The sequence below is a fragment of the Actinomadura sp. NPDC048021 genome (assembly GCF_040653135.1).
GTDB lineage: Bacteria > Actinomycetota > Actinomycetes > Streptosporangiales > Streptosporangiaceae > Spirillospora > Spirillospora verrucosospora.
The window spans coordinates 321,454-339,040 of the sequence record NZ_JBEZJQ010000004.1; the positions used below are offsets into that span (position 1 = coordinate 321,454).

Consider the following 17,587-nt stretch of genomic DNA (forward strand, 5'->3'; position numbering starts at 1 on the left):
TGAGGACGGGGAGAGGCATGGGCACGGACGGCGAGCGGTTCCCCGATGCGCTGGGTCCGAGCGGCCGGACGATCGGAGCCGAGGAGCGGCGGGCGGTGCTGCGCGTCCTCGACAGCGCCGTGCTGTGCAGCACCTTCGGCACCGAGGCGCGCGCCCTCGAAGCCGAGATGGCCGCGCTGTACGGCCGCCGCGCGGCGATCGCGTCGAGTTCGGGCACGGCGGCGCTGCACCTGGCCGTCGCGGCGGTCCGCCTCGACCCCGGGGACGAGGTCATCACCACCCCCATCTCCGACTTCGGAACCGTCGCGCCGATCCTCGCGCAGAACGGCGTGCCCGTCTTCGCCGACGTCGATCCGGCCACCGGCAACCTGGACCCCGCCGCGGCCGAGGCGGCGGTCACGCCGCGCACCCGGGCGATCATCGCGGTGCACCTCTTCGGCGCGCCCGCCGACCTCGCCGGGCTCCGCGCGGTCGCCGACCGGCACGGCCTGCTCCTCATCGAGGACTGCGCGCAGGCCTGGCTCGGCACCACCCCCGGGGGTGGCCTGCTCGGCACGGTCGGCGACATCGCCTGCTTCAGCTTCCAGCAGTACAAGCACATCACCGCAGGCGACGGCGGTCTGTGCTGCACCGATGACGACGAGCTGGCCCGGCGCATGCGGCTGTTCATGGACAAGGGCTGGGACCGGACGATCGGCCGGCTGCACCTGTCGCTCGGCCTCAACTACCGCATGACCGAGCTCGTGGCCGCGGTGGCGCGCGCCCAGCTCGCCAAGGCCGCCGGGGTCGTCGCCCGCCGCGCCGAACGGGCCGGGCAGCTCCTGTCCTCGCTCCGGGACCTGACCGGAATCGGCCTTCCCGATCCGGAGGGGCACGCGTGGTGGCTGTTCCCGTTCACGGTGCCGGACGACCCGGGCAACCGCGTCTGGGCGGAGGAGCTCGCCGCGGAGGGCGTCCCGGCGGTCGCGGGATATCTGGAGCGCCCTCTGTACGCCAATCCGGCGCTCGCGGCCGAGCCCGTCTACGGCTCCTCGCGCTTCCCGCTGGAGGGCCGGTCGTATCCGGCCGGGCTCTGCCCGAGCGCGGAGCGGCTCATCGACCGGACGCTGGTCATCCTGCACTGGAACGAGGGCTACACGGCCGACCACGTGGAGGCGATCGCCCGCGCGGTGCGCCGCGTGCACGCCCGGCTCGCGTAAGAGGCGGGCCCGTTCGCCGGGCTCCGCGGGCACGATCGACACGGTTCCGGCGGCATAGCGTCCGGCCGGAGACGGGCGGCAGGGCGCCCACTGCGCCTCCCGCCGCCCGTTCCCGCGCCGGATCCGGCTGGTCAGTGCGCCGCGGTGGCGCGCAGGTCCTCCAGGCAGGCGATCACCCGGTCGCGTTCCGAGGGCGGCAGCGCGGGGCCGTACGGGTCGTGCGCCGCGGCCTCGGGGATGAGCCCCTCCCAGACGGCCGCCCACAGCATGCGCTGCACGTATCCCTCGATCGGCGCGTAGAACGTCGCCGCCGCGAACCGGTCGAGCCGATTGGAGGCTTCGACGAACGCCGCGTGGTCATGTCCCGTCCAGGCCCGCAGCACGCGTGCGCTCAGCTCGGTCTGTGCCGCGGCGATGCCGACGAGCGCGGTGTCGGCGCCCCACATGAACGAGGGCCCGTACATGCGGTCCTCTCCGGTGATGGACAGCTTGCCGGTGCCGCGGCCCGCCCAGATCGCCTCCTGGCATCCGATGGCGCTGTCGAGCGTCGCCGTCTTCACGCCCAGCATCGCGGGGAGCGCCAGCAGGTCGCGGATCAACTCGGGCGGGTACGGGTAGCCGCCCGCCTCCGCGTGCAGATAGAACCCGACGAGCGGCAGTCCGCTCTCGGCGGCCACTCGCTCGTGCAGCCGCACGGCCTGGTCGTGCCCGTCGGGCTCCTCGCGGAGCGCGGCCAGCGGGTAGACCATCACGGCGTCCGCACCGAGCTCCGCCGCCCGCACCGCCATCGCCACCGTCGCGTCCGAGGCCGCGGCCAGGGTCGGGGCGGAGACCGAGCGCGGAACGCCGACGCCTGCCACGATCGGCGCCGCGGTGGCCAGCCGCCACGTCGTCAGCACCCTGGCGCGGTCGTCGGCGGAGAGGTGGAGCCCGCGCCCGGTGTGGGCCCACACGGCCACGCCGCCGATCGGTTCCGCGGCGATCCGGCCGGCGTACGCCGCGAGGGCGTCGTGGTCCACGACGCCCTGCCGGTCCATCGGGGTCACCACGGCGGGCAGGAGGGTGCCGCGCAGCCGGTCGACGAGGGCGTGCATCGTCGGGTCTCCGTTCCGGGTCACAGGTCGTGGCCGAGGCCGGGGGCGGTCGGGACGTCCACCCATCCGTCGACGGCGGTGAACACCGAGGGCGCGAGCGGTTCCTCCCGCACCAGCAGCGGCCCCACCAGGTCCGCGGGTACGGTGGCGCCCGGCAGCGCGGAGGCCAGGTGCAGCGCGGCCAGCGTCGCCACGCCCAGCTCCGGCATGGAACCGACCTTGACCGCCAGCCCGGCCGCCTCCGCGATGGCCGCGATCCGCAGGGCGGGGTGCAGCCCGCCCACCTTGAGGATCTTGATGTTGAGCACGTCGGCGGCGCCGCGCCGCACGATCTCCAGCGCGTCCTGCGGCGACTGCATGCTCTCGTCCACCATCACCGGGACGTCCAGGCGCTCGCGGAGCCGGGCCAGCCCCCCCAGGTCCCAGTGCGGCAGCGGCTGCTCCAGCAGGGAGAGCCCGGCCTCGGCCATCCTGGCCAGCACGGGCAGCGCCGAGAGGTCGTAGCCCTCGTTGGCGTCCAGGCACAACTCGGCGTCGGCGGGCAGCACGGCCCGGACGGTGCGCACGAGGTCGAGGTCGCGCTCGGGGTCGTGACCGCCCTTGACCTTGATGTGCCGGAACCCGCGCCCGGCGTAGTCCGCGGCCTCCGCCGCCATCTCGTCCGGCGTGCCGAGGCCGACCACCCAGGCGATCGGGACGCGCTCGCGCACCCGGCCGCCGAGCAGCGCGGTGACCGGCCATCCGGCGAGCCGCCCGGCCAGGTCGTGCAGCGCGATGTCGAGGGCGGCCTTGGCGACGTGCTGGCCGCGCAGCGCGACGTCCATCGCGACATGCGCCCCGGCCCGGTCGAGGGGATCGAGGCCGATCAGGGCGGGGCTCAGGTGCTCCTCGACGGCCGCGGCGACGCCCGCCAGCGTCTCGCCCGTGTAGGCGGTCATCGGCGAGGTCTCGCCGACGCCGATCGCTCCGTCCGCCGTCTCCACCTCCGCCACCAGGCTGATCAGCTCCGTGCTGACGCCGCTGCTGATCTGGAACGGGCGGCGGTAGGGGGCCCGGACGACGCGCGTGCGGATCGCGGTGATCGGGCCCCCGGTCGCGGACGGGCGCTCGCCGGGCCGGGGGAGGGCGACGCTCAAGGCTGACTCCTCTGCTGGGGTCGCAATGAGAGGGCAAATGATTTACGGTCTAGACCGTAAGTAGCGTGCTCGGTCGATGTCAATGCCACCGACGACTGGAGGGCGGCCCCATGCGCCTCGGCCTGTATCTGAACCTGTACGGTGACGCGGCGGACCGCCCGTCCCTGGACGACGCCGTCGAGCAGGCACGGCTCGCCGAACAGGCCGGCTTCGAATGGGTCGTGCTGGGCGAGCGCCACCTGCACCGGCCCGGCTATCACGAGATCCTCACCTCGCTGACCTGGATCGCGGCGCACACCGAGCGCATCGGGCTGGCCACCGCCGGGATCGTCGCGCCGTTCTACCACCCGGTCGTGCTGGCCCAGACGCTCGCGCACATCGACGTGCTGTCGGGCGGGCGGCTGACGGCCGGGTTCGTGCTCGGCTACCGGCCGGAGGAGTTCGCCCTCTTCGGCGTCGCCCAGCGCGAGCGGGTCGCCCGTTTCGAGGAGTGCGTGGAGCTCCTCACCCGGTTGTGGACGGAGGACAAGGTGACGTTCGACGGGAGGTTCACGCAGGTCGAGGAGGCGTTCCTCGCCCCGCGTCCCGTCCAGGGGCCGCGCCCGAGGCTCTGGAACGGCGGCCGGGTCCCGGCCGTGCTGGAGCGGACGGCGCGCATGTGCGACGGCTGGACGACCTCGTTCAACGAGCTCAACGCCGACCTCCCCGGGAAGATCGAGGCGTACCGCGCGTACGAGCGAGGCCCCGGCACGCTCGGCGCCGAGGTGATCGTCTGCCGCGAGGGCTACTGCGCGCAGACGTCGCAGGAGGCGCGCAAGACGCTGGAGGCCCCGCTGCGCGACCTGTACGACGCGTACACGGGCTGGAAGCGCACGTCCTCGGACGCGGGCCGCTACGCGCAGGGCTGGGACGAGATCGTCGACCGGAGCGTGATCGGCTCGCCCGGCCAGTGCGCGGAGCGGCTGGAGCACTACGCGGCGATGGGCGCGGACGGGGTCGTGCTGCGCGTCCAGCCGCCCGGGATGCCGCAGGCGGACGCCCTTCGCGCCATCGAGTCTTTCGGTCACATCATTTCCGGCTGAGTCCGAAACTCGTGCCTGACCTTGGCCGCGGCGGACACGATGTCGGCGAGCGCGTCGTCGTCCGCCATCAGCAGGTTCTGCCGGAGCCAGACCACCGAGTCTTCGGCGGCCTCGGCCGCCGGGCAGGACGCCCCGCCCGCGTACGGGCGGAGGGCGGCCTCGCGGGACAGCGACCGGTATCCGGCGTCCAGCGGGACGCCCTCGGCCGCCATCGCCGCGATGAAGTCGGCCTTGGAACGACCGCCGAACTCCGCCCGCGTGTAGCGCACGATGCCGAGGTGCCTGCTGTGCCGCGTCGTCCCTTCCGGTCCCGGCAGCAGGCTCAGCCCGCCGACCGCCGCGAGTTCTTCGGCCAGGTACGCGGCGGCGCGCTCGCGGGCGGCCACCTGCCCGTCGAGCAGCGCGAGCTGGGGAGCCAGCACGGCCGCCTGGAACTCCGTCATGCGCAGGTTCCAGCCGATTCCGGGATGTTCGTACCAGCCGCCGCCGAGCCGCCGCCCGACGTTGTGCAGCGACCAGAGCCGCTCGTACAGCGCCCGGTCGCCGGTCACGACGGCGCCGCCCTCCCCGGCGGTCATCGCCTTGCTCGACTGGAAGCTGAAACAGGCCACGGCGCCGAGCGACCCGGCCGGGCGCCCGTGCCGCGCGGCGCCGTGCGCCTGCGCGGCGTCCTCCACGAGCGGGATCCCGAACGCCTCCAGGTTCTCGGTGTCGGCGGGAGCGCCGGCCAGGTGCACGGGCATGATCGCCCTGGTGCGCGCTGTGATCGCGCGTTCCACCGCCGCCGGGTCCAGATGCAGCGTGTCCGGGGTGACGTCGGCGAGAACGGGCCGGGCGCCCGCGAGAACCACCGAGGTCGCGCTGGCCACGAACGTGTAGGCGGGCACGATCACCTCGTCGCCGGGGCCGACGCCGAGGGCGCGCAGCGCGAGGAAGAGGCCGACCGTGCCGTTCACCGTGCAGACGCCGTACTCCGTGCCCGCGGAGGCGGCGAACGCCGTCGCGAACTCGGTGACCTTGGTCCCGTCCGTCGCGCCCCACGCACCGCCGTCCAGCACCTCCAGCAGCAGCGCGCGCTGCTCGGGGGTGGCGGGCGGCGGCCAGGCGGGCCAGCCGGAGGTGCGGACGGGTGTACCGCCGTGAAGGGCCAGCCTCATCGTGCTCCTTCCAGAAGCCGGGTCATCGTGCCGAAGAGGAGCCGGTCGCGGTCGGCCGGGTCGAGCGGCGCCAGGACCACGCGTCCGAGGCCGACGCGCAGATCGAGGAAGAGCGCGTCCGAGCCGAACACCATGCGGTCCGCACCGACGTCCGCCACCAGCCGCGCCAGATGCCGGGCGGTCATCCGCGAGCCGCAGATCTCCAGCACCACGTTCGGGCACCGCCGCGCGACGTCCGCCGCGGCGGCGAAGCCGGACGGCCACAGCCCGGCGTGGCCCATCAGCAGCGGGACGGCCGGATGCCGTCCGGCGACGGTCGCGAAGCGCGCCGGGTCGGACCAGGGCGAGCCGTACTCGCCGTGCGACAGCACCATCGAGCCGGTCGCGGCGGCGACGGCGAACGCGGGCTCATAGCCGGGACCGTCGAGCGGGTGCCCGTGCGTGTCCGGATGCAGCTTCACCCCGATCATGCCGGGCTCGTCGAGGAGGTCGCGCACCCGCCCGGGAGCCTCCGGGTCATGCGGGTCGTAAACGGCGTAACCGAGGAACCGGCCGGGCCAGCGGACGAGTTCCGCGAGCAGGAGGGCGTTGCCTGCGCGGGCGTCCGGGCCGACGCCCAGCAGATGCGAGACGCACATCGCGGCCACCCCGCAGCGGTCCATCTGCGCGACCAGACTCTCGGTCGAGGTGTCGGGGATGGCGAAGTTGAACCAGCCGCCGAGGTGGCCGTGGGCGTCGACGACCCTGCCGCGCCAGGCGTCCGGATCGTTCATCGGCCGTCACGACCGAGCCCGAGCAGGGCACGCGCGTTGCCGCCGGCGATCAGCGCGACGTCGGCGTCGGGCAGGTCGAGATGGTCCAGCTGGAAGCGCGGCCCGGCGTCGTCGCCGGCCGGCGCGCCCGTGCCGAACCACACGCGGTGCGCGCCGTAACGGCGGACGAGCCACTCGACACTCTGATGCCCGTTCAGCGTCGCCGTGTCGACGCCGATCCCGGCGTGGGCGTCCATCAGGTCGGCCAGCTCCCGCAGGCTTCGGTAACCGGTGTCGATGAGGATGAGGCGCAGCCGGGGGCAGCGCGTCGCGAGCCGGTGGATCTCCTCGAACGTGGCCGAATTCCAGCCCAGCAGCACTGCCGTGCCCTGGTCGGACAGGTCGCCGGCCAGCGCCAGTCCGTGGGGGCCGGTGAGCGCGAAGCGGTGCTCGGCCGGGCAGAGCCGCACCAGCCGCGCCGAGGTGCCGCCGGTGCCGAGCGGTCCCGGCACGAGGACGGGCACCTGCACGAGCCGGTCGGACACCGTTCGCGGCTGGCGGGAGGTCGGGTCGTAGAAGAGCGCGTGGGAGTGCACGACGCACGCCAGGTCGATGCGGAGCCTGTCGAGTTCGGCGACCAGGCCCTGCTCGTCCACGCTCGCCACGTCGTCCCCGGGGATCGGGCCGAGTACCCGGTCGATGTCGATGACCATGGGCGGTCAGCCCTTGAGACCCGTCATCGCGATGCTGTCGGTGAGGTAACGCTGGAGCAGGCCGAAGACCAGGAGGCTCGGCACCACCGTGATGGTCGCGCCCGCCATGACCTGGTTGATCGGCACGTTCTCGCTCTGCAGCGTCGCCAGCCCGACGGTGAGCGTCTGCATCTCACCGGACTGCCCGATGACCAGCGGCCACAGGAAGTCGTTCCAGTGCCAGAGGAAGACGAAGACGCCCAGGGTGGCGAGCGCGGGCCGCACCAGCGGCAGGACGATCGTGGTGAAGATCCGCCACTCCGAGGCGCCGTCCATCTCGGCGGCCTCGAAGAGCTCGTCCGGGAGCTGCACGATGAACTGCCGCATGAGGAAGATCGCCTGCACGTTGGCCAGCGTCGGCACGATCATGCCCCAGTAGGTGTCCACGCCGCCCAGCCGCGAGACCAGGATGTAGGACGGGATGAGCGTCGCCTGGAACGGCACCATCAGCGTGGCGAGCAGCGCCCAGAAGACCGCGTCACGGCCCGGGAAGCGCTTCTTGGCGAAGGCGTAGCCCGCCATGGACGCGAACAGCAGGATCAGCACGACCGACACGAACGAGAAGACCAGCGAGTTGAGCGTCCAGCGCGGGACGTCGGAGCTGGACAGCACTTGCTCGAAGTTCGCCAGGGTGATCCTGTCCGGCAGCAGTGCGTCCGGGAAGGTCTGCCCGCTCTCGGGGGCGAACGCGACGAGCACCATGGCGGCGAACGGGGTGATGGTGACGATCGCGGTGAGCACCAGCAGCACCGGCAGCGTGAGCCGCCCGGTGCGCGCCGCGGTGCGGGACGAGGCCATGGCGGTCAGTCCTCCTTGCCGAGGAACCGGCGCTGGACGAGCGAGACGCCCAGCACGAACACGAAGATCACCAGCCCGATCGCACTCGCGTAGCCGAAGTCGAAGAACTTGAAGCCCGAGTCGTAGAGCATGTAGACGAGGGAGTAGCTGGAGCGCACCGGGCCGCCGCCGGTCATCACGTACATCGCGTCGAAGACCTGGAACGCGCTGATGGTCTCGATCACCATCACGAAGAACAGCACCGGCCGCAGCAGGGGAAGGGTGATGTGCCGGAACCGCTGCCACGGCCCGGCCCCGTCGATCATGGCCGCCTCGGTGAAGGACCGCGGGATCGCCTGCAGCCCGGCGAGCAGGATCAGCATCGAGTAGCCGAAGCCCTTCCACGCCGAGGTGAGCGCGATCGAGGGGAGGACCAGCCCGCCGTTCCCGAGGAAGTCGACCGGACCGAGTGAGGCGAGCCCGAGCAGCCCGTTGACCAGCCCGTCCTCGGCGTCGTAGATCCACTTCCAGATCACGGCGGCGAGCACGATGCTGGTGACGTACGGCAGGAAGAAGATCCCGCGGAACAGCCCGCGCCGCCAGACCACCCGGTGCAGCATCGCCGCGGTGCCCAGCGACATCAGCACGGTCAGCGGCACGAAGACCACCACGTACAGCAGCGTGACCGTGAGGCTCTCGCGGAACAGATCGTCGCCGCCGAGCCGGGTGTAGTTCTCGATTCCGACGAACGTCCACTCGCCGTTCAGCCGGTAGTCGGTCAGCGACAGGAAGACCGCCCCGAGCACCGGCCCGAACCTGAACACCACGAACAGCAGGAGCATCGGGGCCGCGAAGAGCAGTCCGGCCCGGGCCTGCCGGCGCCGCCGGGCCCGCCCGGCTCCGCCCGGCGGCGACGTGCCGCTCGCCGCCGTGGCCCTCCCGGCGTCGCCGCCTCGGGGAGGGGCGACGGGAGCCGCGCTGGACATGGGCACAGACGCCTCCACGAGTCCGTGGTCCGGGCCGCCGCGGCCGCCCGGACCTGGCCGTTCGTTCGCGTTCATCTCCGGTCGGCTACCGCTGCCTCGCCAGCAGGTCGTCCGCCTGCTTCGCGGCGTCCTCCAGGGCCTGCTTCGGCGTCTTCTTGCCGGTGAGCGCGGCCTGGATCTCGGTGCGCAGCAGCGCCATGACCTGCCGGGCGGCCGGGTTGGCGTCCCCCGGGTAGGTGTACTGCAGGGCCTCGGCGAACTTGGCGGCGCGCGGGTTGGGCGGCGGGACCTTCACGTCGGTGCGCGGGGACAGGAAGCCCGACGCGGTGCCGAGGCTGGTGATCTGCTTCGGGTCGATCATGAACTTGAGGAACTTCTCGGCCGCCGCGGTGTGCTTGGACCTGGCGTTGACGGCCAGGCCGCCGGGGATGCCGAAGCCGACGCGCTTCCTGCCCTCCAGCGGCAGGCCGACGACGACGTTCTCCTGACCCCAGGTCTTCGCGGCGATCTCGGCGTCGGCCGGCACGTTCATCAGACCGGCGGCGACCTGCTGCCTGCCGAGCGCCTGGTCGGCGACCACGTTCTTGTTGGTGAGCGCGCTCTTCGGTATCGCGCCCTCCTTGTAGAGGTCGGTGAGGAACGTGAGCGCCTCCAGTCCCTCCGGGCTGTTGAAAGCGGCCTTCTCGCCGTCCGGGGTGAAGACGCTGCCGCCCGCCTGCCACAGCAGCGGGTAGAAGTTCATGTTGAGCGAGGCCTCGGAGGACGCCGAGTAGTCGAGGGTGGCGTAGCCCTTGGCCTTCAGCTTCGGCGCGGCCGCCCTGATCTCGTCCCACGTCTGCGGCGGCGAGCTGATGCCCGCCTTCGCCAGCAGCTTCTTGTTGAAGATCATGCTGGTCACGGTGTGGTAAATCGGGACGGCGTAGAGCTTGCCGTCCACGCTGAGCGCGCTGAGCGCGTTGGGCAGGAAGGCGCTCTTGGTGGTGGCCACCGCGTCGTCGACCGGCTTGAGCGTGCCGTTGGCGACGTACTGGGGGACCTGGTCGGGGCCGAGCAGGACGACGTCGGGGCCCTTGCCGCCGGACAGCGCGGTGGCGACCTTGGTGTCGCGCCCGTCCCACGGCTGGAGCTCGATCTTGAGGTCGGTGCCGGAGTGGGCGGCCTCGAAGTCCGTTTCGATCTTCTTCCAGTACGCGTTGTTCGCCTGGACGTCGGTGATGACCGGATACATCCAGAGGGTCAGCGACTTGTCGGAGCCTCCGGAGCCGCCGCAGGCGGCGGTGAGCCCGGTGGCCAGCGTGAGCAGGGTGATCGACGCGGTGAGGCGGCTGCGACTGATCTTCATCGAGACGGGACCCCTTAGTTCGAGGTGACGCGGGGGCAGGGGGCGAGCGAGGAGGCAATAACGGTCTAGGCCGAAAGTAGCCGTGCAGGATTTCGGGTGTCAATGCCTGCGAGTGATCCGGAACATCTCCGCGCCGCCACCGGAATCCGGTGGTCCGCCGCCGCGCGTCGGACACCGCGGTTCGGATGAGCCACCGGGCGCGCCGATCCGGGCGTGACCGGGGCGAGCTCGCAGATCTCGCCGCCGGCCAGGCGCGCGGACGCAACCGCGCGCGCGGGTGCGGCGATGCCGGGTGCCGGGGGGGTCCTTCCGGCGTCCGGATCGAGGGCGTGCGGGCTCGTGTCGGCGACTTCACCGCTTTCGGTCAGGGCCGATGACGACCGAGCCGCTCGCGGCACCATGCCGCACATGCCCTTCAGGCGCCCGACGGTGCGCGGCGTGCCCGAGAGGGCGCGGCGGCATCCGGCACGGCGTTCATAGGGAGCCGCGGCGAAGCCCTAGGAGAGGCGTGGGGAAAGGTCTTCCGGATCGTCCAGGACGCCGTCCGCGTTCCGAGAGCGGGGTGACGGCAGGCCGAACAGCTCGGCGGCGTTGCGCCAGGCGACCCGTTCGGCCACCTCGTCGGAGAGGTCGGCGGCCGCGACCGCGCCGAACGCCGAGGCCGGGTCGATGAGAGTCGAGTCGGTGCCGAAGAGAAGTTGCCGGGGAGCGACGGCCGCCGCCACCTCGGCGAACCGCCCGGCCGGAGCCTGCGACCAGCACGGTTCGAGGTAGACCCGGTCGCAGCCGTTCGCCGCCTCGATCGCGTGGCGGTACCCGTCCGCGCCCATGTGGCCCGCGATCACCTTCAGGCCCGGGGTCTGCGCGCAGAGCGCGGCGAGGTCGAGCACCGACGTCCCCCACGTGTGCACGAGCGCCGGGCAGTCGAGCGAGGCGACCAGGGCGAGGGCGTCGCGCATCTGCGGCGAGGTCACCGGCGACCCGGTGTAGTCGGTGTGGATCTTCGCGCCGACGAACCGCCCGGTGGGCAGGTAGGCGGTGAGGTCCTTCTCGGCGTCGGCGAGCCGCCGCGGGTTGACCGTCACGTACCCGTAGAGCCGGTCGGTCGTCTCCAGCACCTCCGCCAGCGCGCGGTTGCCGCGCGGCGCGTCGTAGATGACGGCCTCGGTCGCCGACACGATCGCCATGTCGATGCCGTAGCGGTCCATGGCCCGCAGGCTCAGGCCGGTCACGTCCATGGTGAAGAACCACGGGCCCCAGTGGGCGTGCACGTCGATGATCACGAGGCGGCTCCGGGGGCGAGTCCGAGGAGGCGGCGGGCGGTGCCGCCCGCCACGGCGGCGACGCCGGCGGCGTCGAGGCCGCCGGTCGCCAGGCGCAGCAGCGGCACGGTCGTCTCGGTGTGCGGCGTGCGCGAGCCGAACACCAGCCGGTCCGCGCCGAGGTGGGCGGCCACGGTCTCCAGCGCGTCGGGGGAGTTGAGGAGGCGGGTGGAGGTGTGGAACCCGGGCTCGTCGGCCGCCGCCACCAGGAAGTCGCCCAGGTGGTAGAAGTGCGTGTCGAGGAAGACGACGGTGGCCCCGAGGCCGCCGAACGGCCGCCAGAACCGCCGCACGTCCCCGCCAGTGAGAATGACGAGCCCGTGCGCGGCGGCGCGCTCGGCGACGTGTCGGACGGACGGGAATCCGGCCTCGACGTTCTGCTCGTCGGGGAACAGCCGCACCGCCCGTACCGACAGGGCGGCCAGCCGGTCGATCTCCGCCGCGGCGCCGATCGGGTCGCGCAGGTCGAGGGCGCCGACCGGCACCACCTCGGGACGCTCGGCCGCCAGGGCGAGGACCTCGTCGTTGCCCGAGGCCATGTCGAACAGCGCGGCGCGCAGGCTCGCCACCGCCGCGCCCGTGACCCGGTGCGCGGCCAGCGTGCCGAGGACCTCATCGGGCGCGCCGGACGGGCCGTCCCGATCCGGATGGGCACCGACGAGGACGTCGAGATCGAGCGTGACGGTGAGCTCACCGATCAAGCGATCCGTCGAGAATGCCGTCATCGAACCCCCATCTTTCCGATATCGGTCATGACCCTAAGCGGGGGTCTTCCTGGGAGCAAGGGCGAGAAACCGTTGACGAGCATCGACACCTCTGTTTACGGTCCAGGCCATAAGTCTACTGAGGAGGTACGGCATGCCTTCCAGCCGTTCCCGCCGCCGGGCCCGGGCCGTGATCGTCTCTGCCCTCCTGGCCGCAACCGCGATCCCCCCTGCCCCCGGGGCCCTCGCGGCGACCGCCTCGCCGGCGTCCTGCACGGCGCCGGGCTACACGACGTTCGGCCCCGCGTCACTGACCGGCGCGATCGTCGGGGCCACGGTGCACGACGGCAGGGCGTACGTCGTCACCCGCGGCCTGAAGCCGCCGCTGCTCGCCGAGATCGACCTCGCCACCAGGAAGGTGATCCGCGAGGTCCGGCTGCCCGACGCGCCCGCCGCCGGGGAGGCCGAGGGGGCCTGGGCCACCACCGTGTCCGGCGGCAAGATCTACATCGGCACCTACCCGGTGCCCGACCTCTACAGCTTCGACCCGGCGACGGGCGAGGTGAAGCACCTGCGCTCGTTCGGCCGCAACGGCGGCTTCGTCTGGAGCCTGGCCACCGCGCCCGACGGCACGATCTACGCGGGCACCTACCCCGACGGCAGGGTCTGGGAGTACGCGCCCGCGACCGGCGCCGTGCGCGACTTCGGCGTGCTCGCCGCAGGCGAACGCTACGTCCGGGCCGTCACGGCGGACGCCGACAATGTCTACGCGGGGCTGCTCGACAAGGGCAAGCTCGTCGCCATTCGCCGCTCGGACGGCTCCGTGCGCGAGCTGGCGCAGGGCACCACCGGGATCGGCGCGGTGGCCGAGCACGGCGACCGCGTGCTCGCCGCGAGCGGCACGACGCTCCTCGACGTGCGCAAGGACGGTACCGATCCGCGCTCGGTCGACCTCGGCGGCGTCACCCTCGACACCATCGCCTTCGGCGCCGACGGCACGGCCTACCTGGCGTCCCGGCCCAACGGCACCGTCTACCGCTACCGCACCGGCGACGCCTCGCCGACCGAGCTCGGCACGCCGCGGCTCGGTGAGGAGACGCGCAGGCTGGTACCGGACGGCGACCGGCTCACCGGATTCGCCGGCAGCGGCGGCATGTGGACGATGGACCTGACCACGAAGGCCGTCACCTACACCGACCTCATCGGGGCCGGCCTGACGACCGGCTCGGAACGGCCCCAGTCGATCCTGCTCGACCCGGGCCGCCGTGAGCTCTACGTCGGCGGGCACTACTCGGTGACCGTACGCGACCTGCGCACGGGCGGGCAGCGGAGGCTGTGGGTGCCGGGCGAGCCGAAGGCGATGGTCCGGCGCGGCGGCAAGGTGTACGCCGCGATCTATCCGAGCGGGCAGATCATCGAACTGGACCCGGGAACCGGCCGGATCCGGAGCCTCGGCTACCTCGGGCAGGGGCAGCAGCGCCCGTGGGATCTGGAGTACGACCCCCGCACCGACAAGCTGCTCGTCGCGACGGCGCCGCTCGGCGCCAACCTCAAGGGCGCGCTGTCGGTGGTCGATCCGGACACCGGCGACAAGCAGGTGTACGTGGACGTCATCCCCGACCAGGCTCTGATGAGCCTCTCCCTCGACTCCGCCAACGGTGTCGTCTACCTGGGGGGTGACGTGCTCGGCGGCGGAGGAACGCCCCCGACCAGGACGTCCGCGTCGGTCGCCGCGTTCGACCTCGCCACCCGCAAGGTCCTCTGGCAGGTCGACCCCGTTCCCGGCTACCGGACGTTCCAGGACGTCAAGGTGCACGACGGCGTCCTGTACGGGGTCTACAAGCGCACCGCGAGCTGGTTCGCGATGGACCTCGCCACCCGGACGATCACGCACCGGGGCCCGCTGCCCGGGTACGGCGAGATCGAAGTGCATCGCGGACGGGTGTTCACCTCGACCTACTTCGGCGGGGGCAACGTCCACGTACTGGGCACCGAGGCCAAGCTCGTCGCGACCGGCCTCGGCGACGAGTGGTACACCGACCCGCAACTGGCCTTCGAGCCCGGCTCGTGGGACGCCTGGGCTCTGATCGGCCGCGACCTGGCCCGGATCAGGCTCGATCCCCGGTGCCCTGCACTGACGGTCCCCGCCAGGGTCACTCCGTGATCGCGATGCGGACCAGATCGCGGCCCTTCACCCCGTAGAGCGCGCGGCGCGAGGGGTCGAGGGCGAGCTTGGGCTCGCCGCCGAACCACTCGCCGGCCAGTCCGCCGGCGATGGCCCTGACGGTGAGGGCGGCCAGGTCGATCTTGTAGACGGCCTGGCCGTCCGTCGTGTACGCGCTGCGGCCCACGATGTGGAGGTCGGAACCGCGCGCGCCGACCTTCACCGTGCGGGTCACCTTCCTGCGGCGCAGGTCGAACTCGAAGAGCACCCCGGTGTCGGTGACGCCGTAGACGGCCCGGTCGGTGTGCGCGACACCGGGGACGACCTTCGCCCCGGGCACCGGCTCCACCTGCCACAGCAGCCTGCGGCGCCGCAGGTCGTACGCGGCGAGCCGCGCGGTCGTCGTCACGGGCGGCAGGCCGAGCCCCTCCTGGATGTTGGTGCCGATGTAGGCGACGCCCCGCCGGCACGTCACCGCGTAGAGGCTCTGCCGTTCGACCACCGGGCGGTGCGTCTCGAACCGTCCGGTGCGCGGCGAGTAGAGCGACAGCGCGCCGTTGACGTGCCCCGGCTCCGGCTGCGTCGTCATCGCGATCAGGCCCGTCGCCGGGTCGTACGCCAGATCGCGCGGCCGGTCCTGCTGGTTCCCCGTCTTGGCGAGCAGGGTCGCCTCGGCGTCGCCCGGCCGGTGCGAGTAGAGCAGCCCCTGGGTGTAGACACCGAGGTAGGTGCGGTCGCGCACGGTCAGCGCGGTCTTGGGCTCTCCGGGGATGCCGAGACGCGTGCGGGTGCCGGCGGTGAGGTCGTGGACGTCGGCACCGCCCTTGCCTCCCACATAGACGCGCCTGCCGTCGGAATGGACCGACATCGGCTGCTCCGGCGCGGCTCTGAACCCGCGCTGGACGAGGTTGACGTAGTCGAGCGCCTTGGTGACCGGGTCGAACACCAGGACCGCGCCGTCCTGCACCCCGTACACCTTCCCCTCGTGCGCGAGCAGCCGGTGCGTGGCGGCCTCCGGTTGCGCGATGCCGAGCGCTTCCACCTCGCCGCCGTCGAGTGCGCAGCGGTAGAGCATGCCCGAGGGGCGTCCGGTGAAGTAGACGAAGCCGTCGTGGAGGAGCACCGACGGGACGTACTTCTCGGACGTGGTGATGATGCGGTGGTCGGCGGGGTCGCCCTTGGACATCACCAGGACCTCCCCGTTGGACGAGATGCCGCCCGCGATGTGCGTGCCGGAGACGTCGAGGCTTGCCACGAAGTCGCGTCCCGCGAGTGCGGCCGGGAGGATGTCGCGCTTGGCGCCGGTGGCGCGGTCGATCGTCACGAGGTGGGCGTGCGCGCCGACGCCCGCGTAGATCGTGGTCTCGTCGGCGGCGATGCTGCGCACGTACGCCTCGCCCTCGACCGTGACGCCGAGGTCGCGGCTCTCACCGCTGGCCGGGTCGTACTCCACCACGCGGCCCGGCTCGGAGATGGCCAGGAAGACCTTGCCGTCGGGAGACGCGGCGAGGTTCCAGATGAAGTGGTAGGAGTACGCGCCCACCTTGGACGCCGATCCGGTCAGCGTGTCGAGGCGGTAGAGGTCGGACTGGCTGTGCGTGCCCACGTAGACGTCCGTGCCGACCTTGCACATGGCCCAGACGCCGATGCCGGTCGGGATGTCGACGTGGGCGGTGACGGAGTCCTCGGGCAGGTCGTACGCGCCGACGACGTTGGGGGACAGGCCGCGGGTGCCGGCGTAGAGCACCCCGTTCACGAACTCGCCGTTGCCGAGCGGGGTGGTGACGCTGGCCGGGCCGAGGTCGGTGACGGTCCCCTCCACCTCGTTCGGGGGCCGTTCCGAGGCGCTTGCGAGCCGGGGGGACAAGAGGGGCGTACCGCCCGCGACGGCGGCCGTCGCGGCCGTCTGGAGGAACTGGCGACGCTGGATCACGAGGAGAACCTTTCGGTCAGGACCGGAAGTCTCTCCTCACACTAGCGCTCACCTGTCTTTCGGTCAGGGCCCAAATCCCTGGAAGTGCCGGAGGATGGATCGCGGTGTTCCCCTGGATCTCGCCATCACCGTCTGGGAAGGCGCCGAGATGAGCGAACCCAGCGTTCGGCCAAGACAGGCTCACCCCGAGGGCGCAAATTTCCCGGCGCCCGCACCGCGATGGCCCGCCCGCCCACTGAAGTCGGCAGACGGGCTTACTCCGATCGAGCCGTGCGCCCTCGCGAGTTCGATCGGAGCCTGCTCGCCCCCGAGATCTGCGCGAAGTCGCGGACCATGGCGCTGTCGGTACCGGTCGGCCAGAAGGGCGCACAGATCATTGGTGGCATGCCCGACACCGGCACTGTGACGACGTGAGGGTTGTCCGGACGCACCCCACCTACCGTCAGGTGGATCACATCGCCCTTGGCGACCAGGACGATCGCCTCTTCGAGCGACCCGGACCTGTGCCGAGGTACCCGGCGCAGTGGGACACCGCCAGGAGTGGCGCGGGGGATCCACAGATCGGCGAGTTGCTGCCGCATGCCGCTCGGATACAGGATCTCGTGACCGGCCAGTTCCTCGGCGTCGATGACGGCGCGTCGCCCCAGCGGGTGCCCGGTCGGCACCAGCGCGGCCCGCTCTTGGAGGAGCCACGCCGGACCGACGGCGAGGCCCATGGCCTCCACTTCCGCGGTGTCGGCGGGCAGCCAGCCGACGAAGACGTCCACCGGCCAGTCCTTCCCCCAGCGCGACGGGTCGGTGTTGGGATGCGCGGAACGCACCACGGCGCAGTGCGGCCGGGCCCGTTCGAACGCCTGGACCGGCCCGTCGACCACGGCGCTGAGCAGGCTGGTCGCAACACCGACACGCAGTACCTGGGTACTCGTACTCTCTCGTGCCTCGTCCAGCGCCCGTTTCATCCGTTCGTACGCGGGCCGCAGTTCGGCGCTCAGACGTTCGCCCAGTGGCGTCAGCCGGACCTGCCGGCTCGTCCGCTCGAACAGCGGAGCGCCGACCCGGCGTTCCAGCGCGCGCACCGCCTGGCTCACGCGCGAGGTGGACACGCCCAGTCGCCCGGCCGCGCGAGTGAAATGCAGCTCCCCGGCGACCTGCAAGAACGCCTCGATCTCACGCATCTCCATGTGCTC

At 72.3% G+C, this 17,587-nt stretch carries 15 protein-coding genes; 3 read left to right on the plus strand and 12 right to left on the minus strand.

Annotated elements, in window-relative coordinates; all coding sequences use genetic code 11:
- Positions 1-17 precede the first annotated feature (17 nt).
- Entirely contained in the window at positions 18-1,199 is a 1,182-nt protein-coding gene (locus AB0C87_RS09665) for a DegT/DnrJ/EryC1/StrS family aminotransferase (RefSeq protein WP_353832748.1), read from the plus strand.
- A gap of 131 nt (positions 1,200-1,330) precedes the next feature.
- Here AB0C87_RS09665 and AB0C87_RS09670 read toward each other — a convergent pair whose 3' ends face one another.
- Positions 1,331-2,293, minus strand: coding sequence for a dihydrodipicolinate synthase family protein (locus AB0C87_RS09670; RefSeq protein WP_353832749.1), 963 nt, complete (start codon positions 2,291-2,293; stop codon positions 1,331-1,333).
- A gap of 20 nt (positions 2,294-2,313) precedes the next feature.
- Positions 2,314-3,429 carry a dipeptide epimerase gene (locus tag AB0C87_RS09675; protein WP_360577095.1) on the minus strand — a complete coding sequence of 372 codons (1,116 nt, stop codon included), beginning with the start codon at positions 3,427-3,429 and terminating at the stop codon, positions 2,314-2,316.
- Between the two features lie 110 nt (positions 3,430-3,539).
- On the opposite strand from AB0C87_RS09675, the gene AB0C87_RS09680 reads away from it, so the two are divergent.
- Complete coding sequence (locus tag AB0C87_RS09680) at positions 3,540-4,511, plus strand: LLM class flavin-dependent oxidoreductase (protein WP_360577096.1); 972 nt, start codon at positions 3,540-3,542, stop codon at positions 4,509-4,511.
- Here AB0C87_RS09680 and AB0C87_RS09685 read toward each other — a convergent pair.
- From AB0C87_RS09685 to AB0C87_RS09720, 8 genes are all read right to left on the minus strand, one after another.
- The gene (locus AB0C87_RS09685; RefSeq protein WP_360577097.1) at positions 4,493-5,668 is read right to left on the minus strand and encodes a DegT/DnrJ/EryC1/StrS family aminotransferase; all 1,176 of its coding nucleotides are present in this window, start codon (positions 5,666-5,668) and stop codon (positions 4,493-4,495) included. The two genes, AB0C87_RS09680 and AB0C87_RS09685, sit on opposite strands and share 19 nt — an antisense overlap.
- On the minus strand, positions 5,665-6,441 hold the full coding sequence (locus AB0C87_RS09690) for an amidohydrolase family protein (protein WP_345174094.1): 777 nt from the start codon (positions 6,439-6,441) through the stop codon (positions 5,665-5,667). Before AB0C87_RS09690 ends, AB0C87_RS09685 begins: the two co-directional genes overlap by 4 nt.
- Positions 6,438-7,133, minus strand: a complete 696-nt coding sequence (locus AB0C87_RS09695; RefSeq protein WP_345174093.1) for an amidohydrolase family protein — start codon at positions 7,131-7,133, stop codon at positions 6,438-6,440. The genes AB0C87_RS09690 and AB0C87_RS09695 overlap by 4 nt, the downstream gene beginning before the upstream one ends.
- A 6-nt stretch (positions 7,134-7,139) precedes the next feature.
- Complete coding sequence (locus tag AB0C87_RS09700) at positions 7,140-7,970, minus strand: carbohydrate ABC transporter permease (RefSeq protein ID WP_345174092.1); 831 nt, start codon at positions 7,968-7,970, stop codon at positions 7,140-7,142.
- Between the two features lie 5 nt (positions 7,971-7,975).
- On the minus strand, positions 7,976-8,935 hold the full coding sequence (locus tag AB0C87_RS09705) for a sugar ABC transporter permease (RefSeq protein WP_345174191.1): 960 nt from the start codon (positions 8,933-8,935) through the stop codon (positions 7,976-7,978).
- Between the two features lie 85 nt (positions 8,936-9,020).
- On the minus strand, positions 9,021-10,277 hold the full coding sequence (locus AB0C87_RS09710) for a sugar ABC transporter substrate-binding protein (protein ID WP_360577098.1): 1,257 nt from the start codon (positions 10,275-10,277) through the stop codon (positions 9,021-9,023).
- Between the two features lie 497 nt (positions 10,278-10,774).
- Positions 10,775-11,560 carry an amidohydrolase family protein gene (locus AB0C87_RS09715; protein ID WP_360577099.1) on the minus strand — a complete coding sequence of 262 codons (786 nt, stop codon included), beginning with the start codon at positions 11,558-11,560 and terminating at the stop codon, positions 10,775-10,777.
- Positions 11,557-12,300, minus strand: coding sequence for an amidohydrolase family protein (locus AB0C87_RS09720; protein WP_360577100.1), 744 nt, complete (start codon positions 12,298-12,300; stop codon positions 11,557-11,559). Before AB0C87_RS09720 ends, AB0C87_RS09715 begins: the two co-directional genes overlap by 4 nt.
- A gap of 157 nt (positions 12,301-12,457) precedes the next feature.
- Between AB0C87_RS09720 and AB0C87_RS09725 the strand changes: the two genes are divergently transcribed.
- Entirely contained in the window at positions 12,458-14,467 is a 2,010-nt protein-coding gene (locus AB0C87_RS09725) for a PQQ-binding-like beta-propeller repeat protein (protein ID WP_360577101.1), read from the plus strand.
- On the opposite strand, the gene AB0C87_RS09730 is transcribed toward AB0C87_RS09725, so the two are convergent.
- Positions 14,457-16,400 (minus strand): twin-arginine translocation signal domain-containing protein, encoded by a 1,944-nt coding sequence (locus tag AB0C87_RS09730; protein WP_360577102.1) that lies wholly within the window; start codon positions 16,398-16,400, stop codon positions 14,457-14,459. The genes AB0C87_RS09725 and AB0C87_RS09730 overlap by 11 nt on opposite strands.
- Positions 16,401-16,654: 254 nt before the next feature.
- Positions 16,655-17,581 (minus strand): LysR family transcriptional regulator, encoded by a 927-nt coding sequence (locus AB0C87_RS09735; protein WP_360577103.1) that lies wholly within the window; start codon positions 17,579-17,581, stop codon positions 16,655-16,657.
- Between the last annotated feature and the right edge of the window lie 6 nt (positions 17,582-17,587).

Bases quoted from the DNA above. Each gene is read 5' to 3' on its own strand.
- AB0C87_RS09665 (WP_353832748.1), top strand. From the start codon at position 18: ATGGGCACGGACGGCGAGCGGTTCCCCGATGCGCTGGGTCCGAGCGGC.
- AB0C87_RS09670 (WP_353832749.1), bottom strand. From the start codon at position 2,293: ATGCACGCCCTCGTCGACCGGCTGCGCGGCACCCTCCTGCCCGCCGTG.
- AB0C87_RS09680 (WP_360577096.1), top strand. From the start codon at position 3,540: ATGCGCCTCGGCCTGTATCTGAACCTGTACGGTGACGCGGCGGACCGC.
- AB0C87_RS09685 (WP_360577097.1), bottom strand. From the start codon at position 5,668: ATGAGGCTGGCCCTTCACGGCGGTACACCCGTCCGCACCTCCGGCTGG.
- AB0C87_RS09690 (WP_345174094.1), bottom strand. From the start codon at position 6,441: ATGAACGATCCGGACGCCTGGCGCGGCAGGGTCGTCGACGCCCACGGC.
- AB0C87_RS09695 (WP_345174093.1), bottom strand. From the start codon at position 7,133: ATGGTCATCGACATCGACCGGGTACTCGGCCCGATCCCCGGGGACGAC.
- AB0C87_RS09700 (WP_345174092.1), bottom strand. From the start codon at position 7,970: ATGGCCTCGTCCCGCACCGCGGCGCGCACCGGGCGGCTCACGCTGCCG.
- AB0C87_RS09705 (WP_345174191.1), bottom strand. From the start codon at position 8,935: ATGTCCAGCGCGGCTCCCGTCGCCCCTCCCCGAGGCGGCGACGCCGGG.
- AB0C87_RS09710 (WP_360577098.1), bottom strand. From the start codon at position 10,277: ATGAAGATCAGTCGCAGCCGCCTCACCGCGTCGATCACCCTGCTCACG.
- AB0C87_RS09725 (WP_360577101.1), top strand. From the start codon at position 12,458: ATGCCTTCCAGCCGTTCCCGCCGCCGGGCCCGGGCCGTGATCGTCTCT.
- AB0C87_RS09735 (WP_360577103.1), bottom strand. From the start codon at position 17,581: ATGGAGATGCGTGAGATCGAGGCGTTCTTGCAGGTCGCCGGGGAGCTG.